Genomic DNA, 15,189 nt, shown 5'->3' with positions numbered 1-15,189 from the left:
TGCACTTTGAGTAAAGTTAGGAAATTTTTAACACAATTATAAACGTTCGTTTAATAATTTTAAATTAATTTTCCAGATAATCGTACTTTTGTGAATGGATTTTTTTGATTTTCACCATCATAGGAAAAATATTCTTCATGGAATTTACAATATTGACCCTGGAATGACTCCTCCGGACCGTTCCTACTCTATCGGTATCCATCCCAGGGATATTGCTTTGGACTCTATAGAGGCACAATTCAGTTGGCTGCAATCAAATATCTCAGAAAACTGTCTGGCGATCGGGGAATGTGGTTTGGATTCAATGGTGGCTGTACCGCAAAAGATCCAGGAGCAAGTTTTTTCAAGACAGATTCTTATTTCCAATGAGATCAGGAAACCATTGATTATTCATTGTGTCAGAAAGTTTTATGAGGTTATTTCTTTAACTAAGAAAGCCGAACAAGCGGTTATTATTCATGGTTTTAACAAAAAACAACGGATCGCTGAAGACCTGTTGAAAAATAATTTTTATCTGAGTTTTGGAAAAGCTGTTTTGTATCATTTATCTTTGCAGGATATTGTAAGGAATGCACCTTTAGATAAAATCTTTTTAGAAACTGATAATGAATGTTTTAATATTGAAGAATTATATTCAAAGGTTTCAGAATTAAAGGGTATTTCTGTGGAAAGGCTGAATGAACAGATTTTAGAAAATTTAGACACGATAAAGAATGGATAAGTACTGGCTGGAGAGAACGGAACTCCTGATCAAAGAGGAAGGTTTAGAAAAACTTAATAAGGCCAATGTCCTGGTCATCGGTTTAGGAGGTGTAGGTTCTTTTGCCGCAGAGTTTCTGGCCAGATCGGGTGTTGGAAATATGACGATTGTAGATGGCGATACGGTAGATATCACCAACATTAACAGACAGTTACCCGCCTTACGTTCCACCGTAGGAAAGCACAAGGTAGAAGTCGTCGCGGAAAGACTTCTGGATATCAATCCGGAACTTAATCTGAAGAAGATCAATGAATTCCTTAATCCGGAAAGAATGGATGAAGTTCTTGAATCGGACAAGTTTAATTATATTCTGGACTGCATCGATAGCATTACTCCCAAACTGTGTTTAATCAAAGCAGCCAAAAGAAAGAAAATAAAACTGATCAGTTCTATGGGAGCTGGTGGAAAAACAGACCCGAGTAAAGTTATGGTAAGGGACATCAGCAAAACGCAGAACTGCTTCCTGGCCAGACAAATCAGAAAAAGACTTAAAAAAGAAAATATCAATAAAGGCTTCAGATGTGTTTTTTCCAATGAACTTCAGCAGGAGGAAAGTCTGAAACTGACCGACGGAGCCAATTACAAAAGATCTTTCTACGGCACGGTAAGCTATATTCCTGCAATTTTCGGATTGTATGCAGCAGCGGAAGTGATTAATTATTTAGTGAAACAGGATTAATGCAAAACTTCAAATATTCCAGAGAAGAAAAACTCAAAAAAAACACTGAGATTGCTTTACTTTTTGACAAAGGTAAATGGAGGAGTTGCGGAAATCTGAGAATCATTATTCTCAAAGACAAACCCAATTTACCCGTTGAAAACCATAAGTTTGGTGTTTCTGTTTCTAAAAGATATTTCAAGAAGGCGGTGCACAGAAACAGGGTAAAAAGGCTCTTAAGGGAGTGTTACCGCCTGAATAAGGAGGTATATAAAGATGCTTTCGGAGAGAAAACACTGGCCATGATGTTTTGGGTTTCCTCTGAAATCCCGGCTAAATTTCAGGAAGTGGAAGAGCAGTTTCTCAAGCTTTGCCAGATGCAGAAGAAGGCTTAATAATGCAACAATGCAGCAGTTTACAGTTGACCAATGAAATGGTGAAACTGTAAATTTTCTCCCACCGATCGCGCAGATTTTCACAGAGAAAAACCTTTAATTCTTTGTGAAATCATTTCTTTTACTTTAATATCTCAATTACAGCTTATCTTTTTTATTTCATGCAGAACAGATATCTGTGCAATCAGATAAATCTGTGGGGAATAAGCTGCCCGTGATTTACAGGTTATAAATTTTTCTAAAATCTTGCATAGTTTTTGTATTTTTAGGGGAAACAATAAATCTGAAAATTAAAATGTTAGACCATGTTCCCTATTTTTCTTACGTACTGAGCGCCTTCATCGGCATCGGTTTGGCTGCGGCTACAGGCTTCAGAGTTTTTCTGCCTATGTTTGCAGTGAGTCTTGCTTCGTACTTTCACTGGATCCCGATGAATGAGCATTTTGAATGGATATCCGGGCTTCCGGCACTTATTACAACGGGTATTGCCACTATTGCTGAAATTTTAACCTATTATATTCCTTTCGTAGATCATTTGCTGGATACCATCTCTGTGCCTCTGGCTACCGTGGCGGGTTCTGTTTTATTTGCGAGCCAGTTTGCGGATCTGGGTACTTTTCCGCAGTGGGCGCTTGCTTTAATTGCAGGAGGAGGAACTGCAGCAACCATCAGTTCAGGCTTTGCCGGGATCCGGGCAGCTTCTACTGCCACCACAGGAGGTTTGGGTAATTCTGTGGTGGGAACGACTGAAACAGCAGGAGCCGGCATCATGACTATATTGGCCATGGCAGCCCCTGTTATTGCGGCTGTATTTGCCGTAATTCTGATTATTCTTGTTGTTGTTTTTGGCCGGAAAGCGTGGCGAAAAGTACGCGGCAGGAAAAACACCCCTGAAAATATATAAAAATTAAAGGCTGAACACTTCTGTATTCAGCCTTTAATTTATCTTTTATTTGCTCTTTAGTTTTTGCTTCTGAAATCTTTAATTTCTTTAATTTTAGATTGGAAGTGTTCCTTTTTTTCAGGAGTCTTTTTGATCAGAATCTCAAACGCCTTAATAGCTTTAGTATATAACTTCTGTTCAAAGTACAGATTGGCCAGTGTTTCTGTCATCAGGTGTGAAATATCATCATTCTTTTCTCTGACAACGTAGGTGCTTTCGTCTCTTAACTGACTGATTTTAGGATTGTTTTCGATAAAAGCTTCAATTACCTTCTCCTGAACCGGCGGAATGGGTGCTTCTTTTACTTTTTTCTCAGCAATGACTTCTTCCTCTGCAGGTCGGTCTATTTTCAACCAACTTTGCCATGTATTGATAAATCCGGGAACATTACTGTCATCCGCAGCTTTTGCTGTGTTTTGAACTTTAGCTTCCTGAACAGGTTCTTCTATAGTTTTTTCTTTTTCCGCTTTTTGCACAGACAAACTTGAAATATCTGTCCCGAAGAAGGAAACATTCATGACTGGTGCTTCTTCTCCTTTCTGCGTTTTTGTTTCTGTAATTTCTTCAGAGCTTCTAACTTCTTCAGCTTCTTCTACCGGCAGTTCGGTCTCCTCCTCTACAGCAGGCAGAATATTATGACCTGAGGTTGTTTCAATCTCTTTTTGCGGCTCTCCGGCAGAATGCCCAGTTATTTCCTTATGCGTTTCTTTTGCATCTGAAATTTCCTGCTGTTTTGGAGCTTCAGTCTTAGGTGAGTTTGCTGCAGTTTCTTTACTGATCATCGAGTCGGGCAGATTAGCATCCAGACTCATCGGTTTCCATGCAGAAACTTCTTGTGAGGTTTCCTCCTCAGGTTCTTCAACTCTTTCCGTTATTTCTACAGGTTTTTCCTTTGGTTCCGGCTGAACTACCTTATTTTCTATGGGTTCAGGTACAGATTCTTCAGCTTTAGGTTCTTCTTTTTCAGTGGACCAGAAATGGAAGTTTTGTGTTTCTGCAAAACTGATCTCGTGGTCGGTTGTTTCAGTATCCTCAATCTCAGCTTTTGGAGCGGATTGAGCCTCTTTCATTTTCTTCTCCACCTCTTCAATCAGACGTCGCATTTCTTCCTCATGTTTATTAACAGTCGGTTTAGAAACTTCAGGAGCTACTGCCTCATCCTCACTGTTTGCCTGAATCTTAACATCGGGAAGAAACTGATCCATTCCATGGAAACTTATTTCAGCATCCAGCTCGACTGAATCTTCCTTTACAGCAACGATGACAGGGTCCTGATCTCTTTCGGTAACTAAAGGTTCTTCAACTTTTTCCTGTTGTTCCTCATTTTCATTAGCTTCCGGTTCCGGAATGATGGTTTCAACTTCATGAAAGCTTACGTCTTCCCCTTTATCAATTTCCTGTTCTTCTGGCTGGCTGGCTATATTATTTTCTTCAACAATCAATTCCGGAGTGAATTCTGCTCCAGTTTCACTATCATTCTTATCATTATTTTCTGTTTCTACTTCATGGAAGCTTACATCTTCATCTTTATCGATTTTCTGCTCTTCTGGCTGGCTATCAATATTATTTTCATCAACAATAAGTTCAGGAGTAAAGTCTGCTCCTACTTCTAACTCTTTCTCCTCCTCACTTTTTTGTGTTTCTGCTGTTTGTACAACTTCTTCCTGCAGATCTTTTGCAGCATTTTCCGTTTTTTGAGTTACGATGACCCCTGATTCGAGTGTGGATTCAAGATCTATGATTTCAGAGCTGGTTTCCTCAAGGAAGTTTTCTTCACCTTCAAAGAGAATACGGTTTCTTTCCCCGTTGGTATGGATGTGTTTCACTTCCTGAACAGGTGGCATCATGCTGGCCACCGCTTCATATTTCTCCTGTTTCTGCTGTATTTTTTCGGAAGGCTCCTCTCTTTTTATCGGGAAAGCTTTGTCTTTATAGGAATATTTCACCTCTTTTTCTGCTGTTTTAGAAGTTTTTTTGTCTTCTAAAACCTCACGCTTTGGTTCTCGCTGTATTTTCCCGTTAATCAGCTGATAAAGAAGTTTCTTGTCAGTAGTATACGCTGCCGTTGTCGAAAGTTCTTTCTGATAGTTTTCTTTATCATAAAGGTGTACCCCAAACAAATGAAGTGCCCTGATGTTCTGAACATAAGGAAATGCATGAATTTCTTCTTTCAAAAGACCGAGATCTTCTGACTGAATATTTTTGGGGTTCTTTAATAATTCTAAAACTCTGGGATTCATCTTACCAATTGGCTACAATATCGTTAAATATCTTGTTAATAATTCTGTCTGTCACAAGCTTCACCTGAGAAGCTTCGATCTCACTTTGGGTCAGGTTACTGTTAAAAACAGCTTCATCCGTATAGGTTCTGTCAAAACTGGAATCCGGATGCACTTTGTTTTCATAGTGTACTTTTACAGAAATAGTCAGCTTGCTCTGTGCCTGCTGTACTACTCCACCCGAAGGGTTGGTTGTTGTATTGGAGCTGATCGTAGTTGGTGAATAGCCGTAGTCGGAGATTTCACCTTCTATCAAAATATCAGGATTTGATTTTGTTCCTTTTAATGTGGTTCTCTGCAAAAATCTGTTTTGGATATCTGTAGAAAACTGTTGGGAAAGAGTTGGATTAACAAGCGCTGCATTATTTGGAAATTCATTGATCTGAACGGTCTTTTCATCCGTCAATGAAGATCCGGTAAAAGAGTAACACTGATGAAACAGTGAAAGCATTACAAACCCAACTATTATTTTTAATTTACTCATACCATTTTTTGATTTAGCGACTCCAGCACGTCTTTATACGCAGCATATTTCATACAGATTCCGAGAGGTATCGTCACCAGAATTCCTACTCCGCACACGATCATTCCAAGCTGGGAAATGAAACCTACTACAATCGAGAATAAAAAGATCTTAAAAAAGTTTTTTCTGGCAATTTTCCATGAAAGTCCATAAGCTTCTCTTACACTTGTTATTCTGTAAAGCGAGATCAAAGGCTGTACAAAATACATTGATATAGAAAGAGCCATGAACACAATTATGGTCAACATCAGCCACAGTCCCATTCCGCCAGCAAATAAAGCGGCACCAGTATCTGATACATTTTCCCCATCTACTCCGGCCACAGCCAGAAACGGAAGTAACGTAAGCTGTATAGGAATCATAACCACGATACACACTGCGAAAATAAGCAGAAACAATTTCAGATACACTACGAAATCCGTAAAGTCGAAAATATCTCCTGCTGAAACCTGCTGACCTTCATCTACTTTTTTGCAGATTTTATAGAAGTTTCCCAATCCAAGAATACCACAAAAAGGAATAAAGCTCATTACAAAAAGCAGCAATGTAGCGACAATAAAGCCTCCAATATCTTTTTTGAACAGGTCTGTTCCCTGGGACAGATATTTCCCTATATTGAAATCATATTCTTTTATATTCAGTACTTCTAAGTTTTTCATTTGTGTTATCAGTCTTCTAAGTTATATTGTTTTATTTTTCTGTATAAAGTTCTTTGTGAAATTCCAAGCTCGTCCGCAGCTCTGTTTCTGCGTCCCTTATGCTTCTCTAAAGCTTTAATGATCAAGTCTTTTTCGTTATTCTGAAGCGATAGAGATTCCGGTCGGTTTTCTTCTACTTCTATATCTTCAATATCTTCGTAGCTGTCATCATTGTTTGAAATAATGGTTGGCGCAGACTGCACTACAGGAGATTTATCCTCGAAATACAGCAGTGAATTCTGGGACACAGGCTGAGTCTGTTCTGCAGAATAGATTCTGTTGATGAGATTTTTTTCCTGGTTGCTCAGATCGGCTGTTCCTCTGTTTTTGATCAGTTCTGAAGTTAGTGATTTTAAGTCATTAATATCACTTCTCATATCAAAGAGAATTTTGTACATGATTTCTCTCTCACTTCCGAAATCACTCTGTTTCTGAGTACTCTGATTGTTAACCACCATCGGAAGATGGGTTTCCATAGGAATGTATTCAGCGAGTTTCTCCACTGTTATTTCCCGGTTTCTTTCCACTACCGTCATCTGTTCCACCAGGTTTCTCAACTGACGGATATTTCCGGGAAAGGAATAATTTTCAATATAATGAACAGCACCCGGTTCCAACTGCAATTCCGGCATTCTGTATTTCTCTGCAAAGTCTATTGAAAACTTTCTGAATAACAAATGAATATCTCCTTTTCTTTCTCTTAAAGGAGGCATATCAATCTGAACGGTATTTAAACGGTAAAATAAATCTTCACGGAATCTTCCGTCGTGAATAGCCTTCATCATATTGACGTTGGTTGCGGCTACAATTCTTACATTGGTTTTCTGCACCTGCGAGGAACCTACTTTCATAAATTCACCGCTTTCCAGGACTCTCAAAAGACGGACCTGCGTCTGTAAAGGAAGCTCTCCAACCTCATCCAGAAAGATGGTTCCGCCGTCTGCTACTTCAAAGTATCCTTTTCTGGTAGCGGTAGCTCCTGTAAATGCTCCTTTCTCGTGTCCGAATAATTCAGAGTCTATGGTTCCTTCCGGAATAGCTCCACAATTGACCACGATATAGGGCTGATGTTTTCTTTTTGATTCTGAATGAATGATTTTCGGGATAAATTCTTTCCCAACACCACTTTCTCCGATAACCAGAACGGAAATATCTGTGGGCGCTACCTGGATTGCCTTTTCCAAAGCCCTGTTCAGGACAGGAAAGTTTCCAATGATGCCAAAGCGGTTTTTTATGTTTTGTAACTCGTTACTCATAAGTAAATTTTTGATTATTGATTTAATAATAATCTACAGTTCTTCGATCTGTTTCCTGTAGACTTTGTTAAAGTGATGAGTGTAGACATCCTTCATGGTCTTTCCTTCATCATAAGTCATTAATGCTAACTTCTTTAAATCTAAATAATCTTTGTTTCTGATTTTAGAAACTTTACTTTTAAAATATATATTCTCTGCAAAGTTGTTTTCCTTGCTCTGTTTTTCAAAATTTTCTAAAGCTTTGTCGTACCTGCCAAGTTCAAAGTACGTTACTCCCAGCTGGTAGTGGTCATACAATCCTTTGAAATAGCCTTTTGACGCCAGAAGCTTTTCAATAATCGCTGCAGCTTTTTCTTTCTGCCCCAACGCACTGTAAGACATAGCCTTTACTATATCTAAATGATAATCTCCGTTTAAGGATCTCCCTAGATCATCGGGGTAATATTTTTTTAATGCTTCTAAATCCTGAATGGCTCCTCGGTAATCGCGCAAAAACTGAAATTTGCACCATCCTCTGTAGCCTAAATGCATTTTAGGATCTGCTGCAACAGCCTTGTCAATAAGAATCTTCCAGGTTACAAAGTCTCCGTTCTTAAGATATGGAACTGCTTTTTCCATATAGGTGTTGGAGAAATCCGGGCAAAATCCGATGGCTTTATCGAAGGCTTCCTGAGATTCCCGGCTGCCTTGTCTGTCTGAAGCCCAGTTGTATAATTCACAAGCTTTTTTGCAGTTCTCCCCCTCTACTGCATTACAGTTAACCTGTGCAATAGTATTGGTATAAACGATAAGCAGCAAAAAGCTAAGGTAATACCTCTGAAACTTTTCCATTCTCAATTTTATAGGTTAAATACTGATAATAGCCTATTTTAAAACCCTTTATCTCTTTGGGAATCCAGCCGTCCAGCGATTTTGTAAACCGAAGCAACCTTTCTCCCAGCTCTTTATTTAGAATTGTTTCCTTAAGATCTGCATCCATCTGCTGAACTCTGAACCATCCTGTTTTTCCTTCACAATTTACTAAAAATCTTACGGTAATATAACCGTTCGTTTTACTTTCGGAAGATATTTTTTCTTTTTCGAGTTTTTCTAGAATAGCTATTTTCTCTCCTTTATAGTCAAACTCTTTTGATCCCTGATAATACTGAAGACTTATGAGTTTCTCAGGAGTACATTTTTTAAAGGCAGGATCATCCAGCTTTTCATCAAATTCTATGTCTCCTACGGTTGCAGGATATTGACTGATGTTTTTTTCTGTCTGACATGACATCAGGATAAAGGAAAATAAAGCAAAAAGATAAACCGCTTTGATCACCATCTTATGTTATTCTGCAGTTCTCCCTAAAAGCGTGCCCTGTGTATTGTCATAGACAAATACGTTCACAATGTCACCAATTTTCTGACCTTCCAGAACATCAAATACACAAACTGCATTCTGTGAGTTTCTTCCCTTCCATTGATTTTTATTCTTTCTGGAAGTTCCTTCGATCAGAATCTGGTGCGTTCTTCCGACATAAGTCTCCATCCTTTTTCTCGACAGTTCGCGCTGAAGTTCGATGACCTCATTCAGGCGTTTCTGTTTTACCTCAAAAGGAATATTATCCTCCATTTTCTTATGTGCCGGTGTTCCGGGTCTTTCCGAATAAGCGAACATATAGCCGTAGTCATATTCCACTTCCTTCATCAGGCTTAATGTATCCTGATGATCTTCTTCCGTCTCATTACAGAAACCGATAATCATATCCTGAGAAAAAGCAATATCAGGAACAATCTCCTTTGCTTTTTTAATCAAATCTAGATATTCTTCACGCGTATGCTGTCTGTTCATCGCCAAAAGCATATTGTTGCTTCCGCTTTGTACAGGCAGGTGAACGTAATTACAGATATTGTCATGTTTTGCAATCATTCTGAACACATCCAGACTCATATCCTGAGGATTGGACGTAGAGAATCTGATTCTCATTTCCGGAACGGCTTTAGCCACCAGATCAAGCAGGTGCGCAAAATCAACGGCTGTTGCTTTCTGCATTTCAGAAGCTTTGACAAAGTCTTTTTTAGGACCGCCTCCATACCACAGGTAAGAGTCTACATTCTGACCTAAAAGTGTAATTTCTTTGTATCCGTTATCTAAAAGGTTTTTACATTCCTGAATGATGGAATGGGGATCACGGCTTCTTTCGCGTCCTCTTGTAAAAGGAACCACGCAAAATGTACACATATTATCGCAGCCTCTCGTAATGGTTACAAAGGCTGTAACACCATTTCCGCCTAAACGGACCGGGTTGATATCTGCGTAAGTTTCTTCTTTTGAAAGAATGACATTGATGGCATCTCTTCCGTCTTCGGTTTCCTTCAAAAGGTTGGGAAGATCTCTGTAAGCATCGGGACCCACCACAAGATCTACCAATTGTTCTTCCTCCAGAAATTTGGTTTTTAACCGTTCAGCCATGCATCCCAAAACACCAACCGTCATATTCGGTTTTTGTTTCTTCAGATTTTTGAACTGGGCAAGACGCATTCTTACGGTCTGCTCCGCTTTTTCACGGATCGAACAGGTATTTAAAAGGATAAGGTCTGCTTCTTCTACTTTCAGCGTGGTGTTGTACCCTTGCTCATTAAGAATAGATGCAACAATTTCAGAATCAGAGAAGTTCATCTGACAACCATAGCTTTCTAAAAAAAGTTTTTTAGAATTCTCGGGCCTTTCAGCGATGGCAAAAGCTTCTCCCTGTTTTGTTTCGTCTATATATTTTTCCTGCACTGTAATCAATTTGATGTTCAGGATTCAAGATCCAAAGTTCAATTCATGAATTTTTCACCCCTGAACAGATTAGTCTGCAAAGATACAAAATATTGTGACAGAATGGCAGGGCTATCTTTCTATAAATTTTACAGAAAATTCCATTGGATATACAATTTTCTGTTTGATCGGAATATTTGAATAAAGAGCGGGTTTCCAAACTTTTTTAAGCCTGGAAAAAGTTCTCAAGAAGTTCATATTAAAATTTTGGTTGTCTATTTCAGGATAGATTCTGGGATTGGTCATATAGCCTTTATCATTGACATAGAATTCCAAACTAAGAGCTCCATTGATCTGATAATCTGCAAAAATTGTCATAAAGTTATCATGGAAATCTTCATTCAGCTTTTTGTTTCCTCCGGGATATTGTGCGTGGATTACAAAAGTACGGGCATCATAACCTTTTTTATAGTTACTCATCAGATCTTTAGGATAGAATATGAATTCAGTAATAGCACCAATCTTAACCCCTTTTACATCAGCTACTTTCCAGTTCTTCAGGTTTTTCAGGACTTCCATTGAAAGATCAAAGGCACATTTGTTTTTTGCAATATTTACGGTGTCATTATCCTTTATCTTCTTGACAGTTCCCTCTTTTGTAATAATAATTCTGGGTTGATAAATTTCTTTTTCACCACATTCTTTGAATTGATTATGGGTCAGATATTCATGGGCCTGTTTATAAAACTCTACCGCTCCACCTTCATAAAAGTACTGGTTTTGAGGATAAGACTCTAGAACATTCATTTGCGCATAGGTAACCTGAGAAGAAAATATCAGCAGGAAAAAGAGCAGTATTCTAATCTTCATCATATCCATGGGTACTGAAATTAACCTTTACAATCATTTTGGAATCTACCGGAGTATTGTCTTTCATAGCTGGTTTCCATTTTCCTTTGATCTTTTTCATTGCATACTTTACATCATCTACAAACATTTCGCTGTTTCTGATCTTGGGAAGAATATCAAGACGATTCATTTTCCCATCCGGCGATATATTGATCACAAAAGTTACTTTGCCGTTGATCGCATAACTCTGGGTATCTACATAAGCGTAAAGCATCTCCATGAATTGCTTTCTGAAAGCTTCGTCTCCACCAGGAAATTCTGCTTTTTGAGTATATGATGATGTTCCTTCAACCTGAGTTTGTTGAGAGAAGCCTTTAATTCCAATGAACAATAAAGGCAGTAGTAAAAGGTATTTTTTCATCTGATCAATTTATAGATCTGTGGTTATAGAAGAGAAACTCATTTTAAGTTTGATCTGGGAAGAAACAGGCTGGCCGTTGCATGAAGCAGGAATCCAGTTCTTTTTGATGCGTCTCACTACGTATTTCATATCGTCAAAAAAGTAAGCGCTGTTAGAAACTTTCGGACTTCCTTCTATATTGGTTACTTTTCCGGTCTTATCTACGGTAAGGGTAAAGGTAAAATCGCCGTTCAGAACATAAAAATCTGAATTCAGATAATCATACATAAACTTCTGCAGCGTATCCTTATAAACAGCTACGCCTCCTTCAAATGCTGCAGGTTTGAAATCATTGCAATTCTTCACCGCAATCTGCAGAAGAGGTTCTTTGATGTCTATTTTCAGGAGGTTTTTATTATTCTCCGTCATTGGATTGTCGTCTCTGTCTTCAACATCCTGCTGGGCCAATGCAAAATTCGCCATAAGGAGTGCTATAAACAATGTAAAAGCTTTCATAGAACCGTATTCATTAGTTAATAAAATTACTTTAACAAAGTTAATTATTTAAATGTTGTATCAAAAAGAAAAACTTCAGGCTTTCACCTGAAGTTGTAAGATACTATTGAGATTTATTTTACGCAGTTAAAGCCTGAGCCTGTGCTTTACTTCCCGTTTCTTTTAATAATAATGAAATCAGAACAGCGAGTACAATTCCTGCTATCCAGAATAAGATGGAGTGTTGAAAATGCATTTCTCCGGAAGAAGCATCCAAGCTTTTCCCGAACCATCTGCTGAACAACGGGCTCACCAATGTGGTCACTCCGAAGGTGATAAAATTGATAGCACCGGTTGCACTTCCTTTGACATAATCAGGATTCGCTTCTTTGATGATAGAATAAGGGATCATAGCAGCTCCGGAACCCAGACCGAAAATAAACATACTGATCTTGGCCGGATAAAGCTCCGGAAGGTATACCAGCTGTAGAAAGCTTAGAATCATTAAGAATGCACCACCAACCAGAACAGGTTTTCGCCGCCCTATTTTATCTGTAATAAAGCCTAAAACAGGACACCCGAATACCCATCCAAAAGCAACCATTGCACTTGTGATGGCCGCATCATGAAACAAAAATCCTTTGTCTTTTTGAAAAAAAGCGACTCCCCATGTCATGGCAAATATGGTGGTAGGAGCAAACAAAAGCCCGGAAATAAGGCCACATAACCAGGATTGAGGGTTTTTAAAAACGATTTTATAGGGTTCTAAGTAACCCACTTTTTTAACATTCTCACCGGGCTTTGCTTCAGCCTGTTTTTCTCCAGGCGTTACAAAGAACAGACAAAATGCTGTAATCACCGTGATAATCCCCGACCAAAGCCAGAAAGTATCTATATTGACACCCTGCTCTACCCAAGGTCCCACGACAAACTGTCCTGCCGTTCCTCCCAGCATCCCGATACATTGTGTAAATCCTACGGCCGTAGCCAGAGATTTTGAGGAAAATCCTTTACTTGCCAGATACACACAGCCCGGAAATGCAAAAGCACAACCCGCACCCTGCAATAATCTTCCAACCACACCTCCGGAATACGCAGACGCAAGAAACAACAAACAACCGACTCCCAGAATTAAAGCTCCGGCAAAAAGTGATTTTTTTCCCCCGAATTTATCCAAAGCGATTCCGGCGATCAAACTGCAAGTGGAATAAGTGTAATAATAGGTTCCGATAAGGCTGACAAGCTTCAGTTCTGTTGTACTGAAATTATTGACAAGCTCAGGGATCATGACGGCCGGCGCTGAACGGACTACATAATCCAGAAAATAGAATACCAGCCCGAATAACCAGGCAATGACATACCATCTTTTTAAGGAAACACTCATTACAACAGTCCTTTTATATGTTTATAATTGGTTTTTACCGTGTCCAGAACTTCTTCCATTTTCCCACCAAGCATCAGCTGAGCCATGGATTTAGTCATTCCCAGAACCTGATCGAAATCTACTTTGGGAGGAAGAGCCAGTGCATTTGGATTGGTAAATATATTAAGAAGATAAGGTCCGTCATAGGCCAGACATTCTTTTATCGCGCTTTCTACGTCTTCGGGTTTGTGAACATTTTTTCCCGGATACCCCATAGCCTGAGCTACCATTGCAAAGTCAGGATTGATCATATCGGTTTCATTGTCCGGCATTCCACCTACCTCCATTTCAAGCTTTACCATTCCAAGGGTTCTGTTATTGAAAACGATCAATTTTACCGGAAGTTTATACTGGAAGATGGTGGCCATATCTCCGAGAAGCATCGAAAGTCCTCCATCTCCGCACATGGCAATCACTTCTTTTCCCGGATGAGCGAGAGCAGCACCAATAGCCATCGGCATTGCATTGGCCATTGATCCGTGATTGAAAGATCCCAGCATTTTTCTTTCGCCAGTCCCTGTAATAAATCGGGCACCCCAAACACAACACATCCCGGTATCTACAGTGAAGATTGCATCTTTTTTAGCCAGCCGATCGAGGGTATGTGCTACATATTCCGGTTGAATCGCATCTTCCTTTCCAAAGTCTTTGACATATTCAAGCTGGTTTTCTTTTACTTTTTCATAAAACGCCAGCTGTTCATTAAGGAAATGAATATCTGTTTTTTCTTCAATCAACGGCAGTAAGGCTTTAATGGTTTCTTTAACATCTCCTGCCAGCCCAAGCTCCAGTTTGGCCCTTCTTCCCAATCTTTCAGGACTTTCATCAATCTGGACAATTTTATTTTTTACCGGCATAAACTTTTGATACGGGAAATCAGTTCCCAGCAGGATCACAAGATCAGCTTCGTGCATTGCATGATAGGCTGATGGGAATCCCAGAAGACCTGTAAGTCCTACTTCATTTGGATTATTGGGCTGAATAGCCATTTTTCCACGGAAAGAATAGCCGACCGGTGCTTTTAAAAACTTTGATAATTCTATGACCTCAGCATTCGCTTCTGATGCTCCAATTCCGCAATAAAGCGTTACTTTTTTACTTTCATTGATGAGATTTGCAAGACTTTTCAATTCATCATCAGAAGGTCTGATAACGGGGTTGGTCCTGAATATCTGGGTGGAAGTAGAAGCTTCTTCGGCATCCAGCTCTGAAACATCTCCCGGAAGCCCGATTACAGCGACCCCTTTTTTTGAAATCGCGTGCTGAATGGCGCTTTGCAGTGTTCTCTGAACCTGTTCAGGCCTTGTGATCATCTGATTGTAGTGGCTGCAATCCTCAAATAGTTTGATAGTATTGGTTTCCTGGAAGTAATCCATTCCCATTTCGTCACTTGGAATGGTAGAGGCAATAACCAGCATCGGAACGTGAGATTTATGTGCTTCATAAACTCCGTTGATCAAATGAACGTGTCCGGGACCGCAGCTTCCTGCACATACTGCAAAACCATCCAGTTCCGCTTCTGCGGCGGCAGCATAGGCACCAACTTCTTCATGTCTGACATGGATCCATTCGATGCTGCTTTTTTTCACGGCGATATTGAGATGATTAAGACTGTCGCCTGTTACTGCATAGATTCTTTTTACATGGGCAGCTTCGAGCATTTCAACGATCTGCTCTGCTATGTTTTTAGCCATAATACTATTTTTTGGTGTTTATTTTCGTTATAGAATACTGAAAAGGATAAGAATCGATGCGTCGTTTTTAGCATAA

Annotated in this window: 16 protein-coding genes; 4 read left to right on the top strand and 12 right to left on the bottom strand. The window is 39.3% G+C overall.

Features of this window, described 5'->3' with window-relative positions:
• Nucleotides 1-94 precede the first annotated feature (94 nt).
• The 4 genes from BUC06_RS01715 to BUC06_RS01700 all read left to right on the top strand — a co-directional run bounded on the left by BUC06_RS01715 (nucleotide 95) and on the right by BUC06_RS01700 (nucleotide 2,717).
• Nucleotides 95-721: a TatD family hydrolase gene (locus BUC06_RS01715; RefSeq protein WP_073328852.1), complete on the top strand. Its 627-nt coding sequence runs from the start codon at nucleotides 95-97 to the stop codon at nucleotides 719-721.
• On the top strand, nucleotides 714-1,439 hold the full coding sequence (locus tag BUC06_RS01710) for a tRNA threonylcarbamoyladenosine dehydratase (protein WP_073328849.1): 726 nt from the start codon (nucleotides 714-716) through the stop codon (nucleotides 1,437-1,439). The genes BUC06_RS01715 and BUC06_RS01710 overlap by 8 nt, the downstream gene beginning before the upstream one ends.
• Nucleotides 1,439-1,813 carry a ribonuclease P protein component gene (rnpA, locus tag BUC06_RS01705; protein WP_073328847.1) on the top strand — a complete coding sequence of 125 codons (375 nt, stop codon included), beginning with the start codon at nucleotides 1,439-1,441 and terminating at the stop codon, nucleotides 1,811-1,813. The genes BUC06_RS01710 and rnpA overlap by 1 nt, the downstream gene beginning before the upstream one ends.
• A gap of 295 nt (nucleotides 1,814-2,108) precedes the next feature.
• Complete coding sequence (locus BUC06_RS01700) at nucleotides 2,109-2,717, top strand: DUF4126 domain-containing protein (RefSeq protein WP_073328845.1); 609 nt, start codon at nucleotides 2,109-2,111, stop codon at nucleotides 2,715-2,717.
• Between the two features lie 56 nt (nucleotides 2,718-2,773).
• Here the strand turns inward: BUC06_RS01700 and BUC06_RS01695 are convergent, their stop codons facing one another.
• From BUC06_RS01695 to BUC06_RS01640, 12 genes are all read right to left on the bottom strand, one after another.
• A complete protein-coding gene (locus BUC06_RS01695; RefSeq protein ID WP_073328843.1) occupies nucleotides 2,774-4,996 on the bottom strand; it encodes a hypothetical protein in 2,223 nt (740 codons plus the stop codon).
• Between the two features lies 1 nt (nucleotide 4,997).
• Entirely contained in the window at nucleotides 4,998-5,519 is a 522-nt protein-coding gene (lptE, locus tag BUC06_RS01690) for an LPS assembly lipoprotein LptE (protein WP_083563887.1), read from the bottom strand.
• Nucleotides 5,516-6,217 carry a DUF4013 domain-containing protein gene (locus BUC06_RS01685; protein WP_073328838.1) on the bottom strand — a complete coding sequence of 234 codons (702 nt, stop codon included), beginning with the start codon at nucleotides 6,215-6,217 and terminating at the stop codon, nucleotides 5,516-5,518. Before BUC06_RS01685 ends, lptE begins: the two co-directional genes overlap by 4 nt.
• Nucleotides 6,218-6,225: 8 nt before the next feature.
• On the bottom strand, nucleotides 6,226-7,512 hold the full coding sequence (locus BUC06_RS01680; RefSeq protein ID WP_073328836.1) for a sigma-54 interaction domain-containing protein: 1,287 nt from the start codon (nucleotides 7,510-7,512) through the stop codon (nucleotides 6,226-6,228).
• 33 nt (nucleotides 7,513-7,545) lie between these two features.
• Entirely contained in the window at nucleotides 7,546-8,343 is a 798-nt protein-coding gene (locus BUC06_RS01675) for a tetratricopeptide repeat protein (protein ID WP_073328834.1), read from the bottom strand.
• Nucleotides 8,315-8,830, bottom strand: a complete 516-nt coding sequence (locus BUC06_RS01670) for a hypothetical protein (protein ID WP_073328831.1) — start codon at nucleotides 8,828-8,830, stop codon at nucleotides 8,315-8,317. Before BUC06_RS01670 ends, BUC06_RS01675 begins: the two co-directional genes overlap by 29 nt.
• 6 nt (nucleotides 8,831-8,836) lie before the next feature.
• Complete coding sequence (gene miaB, locus BUC06_RS01665) at nucleotides 8,837-10,273, bottom strand: tRNA (N6-isopentenyl adenosine(37)-C2)-methylthiotransferase MiaB (RefSeq protein WP_073329123.1); 1,437 nt, start codon at nucleotides 10,271-10,273, stop codon at nucleotides 8,837-8,839.
• Nucleotides 10,274-10,384: 111 nt separating this feature from the next.
• A complete protein-coding gene (locus BUC06_RS01660; protein ID WP_139263256.1) occupies nucleotides 10,385-11,125 on the bottom strand; it encodes a hypothetical protein in 741 nt (246 codons plus the stop codon).
• Entirely contained in the window at nucleotides 11,112-11,522 is a 411-nt protein-coding gene (locus tag BUC06_RS01655) for an energy transducer TonB (protein ID WP_073328826.1), read from the bottom strand. Before BUC06_RS01655 ends, BUC06_RS01660 begins: the two co-directional genes overlap by 14 nt.
• A 9-nt stretch (nucleotides 11,523-11,531) precedes the next feature.
• Nucleotides 11,532-12,017 (bottom strand): energy transducer TonB, encoded by a 486-nt coding sequence (locus BUC06_RS01650; RefSeq protein ID WP_073328824.1) that lies wholly within the window; start codon nucleotides 12,015-12,017, stop codon nucleotides 11,532-11,534.
• A 118-nt stretch (nucleotides 12,018-12,135) separates the two neighbouring features.
• Entirely contained in the window at nucleotides 12,136-13,380 is a 1,245-nt protein-coding gene (locus tag BUC06_RS01645; RefSeq protein ID WP_073328821.1) for an MFS transporter, read from the bottom strand.
• A complete protein-coding gene (locus BUC06_RS01640) occupies nucleotides 13,380-15,113 on the bottom strand; it encodes a thiamine pyrophosphate-dependent enzyme (protein ID WP_073328819.1) in 1,734 nt (577 codons plus the stop codon). Before BUC06_RS01640 ends, BUC06_RS01645 begins: the two co-directional genes overlap by 1 nt.
• Nucleotides 15,114-15,189 lie beyond the last annotated feature (76 nt).

Source organism: Chryseobacterium carnipullorum, from assembly GCF_900142785.1.
Taxonomy (GTDB): Bacteria; Bacteroidota; Bacteroidia; order Flavobacteriales; family Weeksellaceae; genus Chryseobacterium; species Chryseobacterium carnipullorum.
The sequence above is the reverse complement of the archived record's forward strand: the minus strand, read 5'-3'. Positions and strand labels throughout refer to the sequence as shown.

What these genes read in the sequence shown, in the direction of transcription:
- BUC06_RS01715 (WP_073328852.1), top strand. Translation starts at nt 95, where the DNA reads ATGGATTTTTTTGATTTTCACCATCATAGGAAAAATATTCTTCATGGA.
- BUC06_RS01710 (WP_073328849.1), top strand. Translation starts at nt 714, where the DNA reads ATGGATAAGTACTGGCTGGAGAGAACGGAACTCCTGATCAAAGAGGAA.
- rnpA (WP_073328847.1), top strand. Translation starts at nt 1,439, where the DNA reads ATGCAAAACTTCAAATATTCCAGAGAAGAAAAACTCAAAAAAAACACT.
- BUC06_RS01700 (WP_073328845.1), top strand. Translation starts at nt 2,109, where the DNA reads ATGTTAGACCATGTTCCCTATTTTTCTTACGTACTGAGCGCCTTCATC.
- BUC06_RS01695 (WP_073328843.1), bottom strand. Translation starts at nt 4,996, where the DNA reads ATGAATCCCAGAGTTTTAGAATTATTAAAGAACCCCAAAAATATTCAG.
- lptE (WP_083563887.1), bottom strand. Translation starts at nt 5,519, where the DNA reads ATGAGTAAATTAAAAATAATAGTTGGGTTTGTAATGCTTTCACTGTTT.
- BUC06_RS01685 (WP_073328838.1), bottom strand. Translation starts at nt 6,217, where the DNA reads ATGAAAAACTTAGAAGTACTGAATATAAAAGAATATGATTTCAATATA.
- BUC06_RS01680 (WP_073328836.1), bottom strand. Translation starts at nt 7,512, where the DNA reads ATGAGTAACGAGTTACAAAACATAAAAAACCGCTTTGGCATCATTGGA.
- BUC06_RS01675 (WP_073328834.1), bottom strand. Translation starts at nt 8,343, where the DNA reads ATGGAAAAGTTTCAGAGGTATTACCTTAGCTTTTTGCTGCTTATCGTT.
- BUC06_RS01670 (WP_073328831.1), bottom strand. Translation starts at nt 8,830, where the DNA reads ATGGTGATCAAAGCGGTTTATCTTTTTGCTTTATTTTCCTTTATCCTG.
- BUC06_RS01660 (WP_139263256.1), bottom strand. Translation starts at nt 11,125, where the DNA reads ATGATGAAGATTAGAATACTGCTCTTTTTCCTGCTGATATTTTCTTCT.
- BUC06_RS01655 (WP_073328826.1), bottom strand. Translation starts at nt 11,522, where the DNA reads ATGAAAAAATACCTTTTACTACTGCCTTTATTGTTCATTGGAATTAAA.
- BUC06_RS01650 (WP_073328824.1), bottom strand. Translation starts at nt 12,017, where the DNA reads ATGAAAGCTTTTACATTGTTTATAGCACTCCTTATGGCGAATTTTGCA.
- BUC06_RS01645 (WP_073328821.1), bottom strand. Translation starts at nt 13,380, where the DNA reads ATGAGTGTTTCCTTAAAAAGATGGTATGTCATTGCCTGGTTATTCGGG.
- BUC06_RS01640 (WP_073328819.1), bottom strand. Translation starts at nt 15,113, where the DNA reads ATGGCTAAAAACATAGCAGAGCAGATCGTTGAAATGCTCGAAGCTGCC.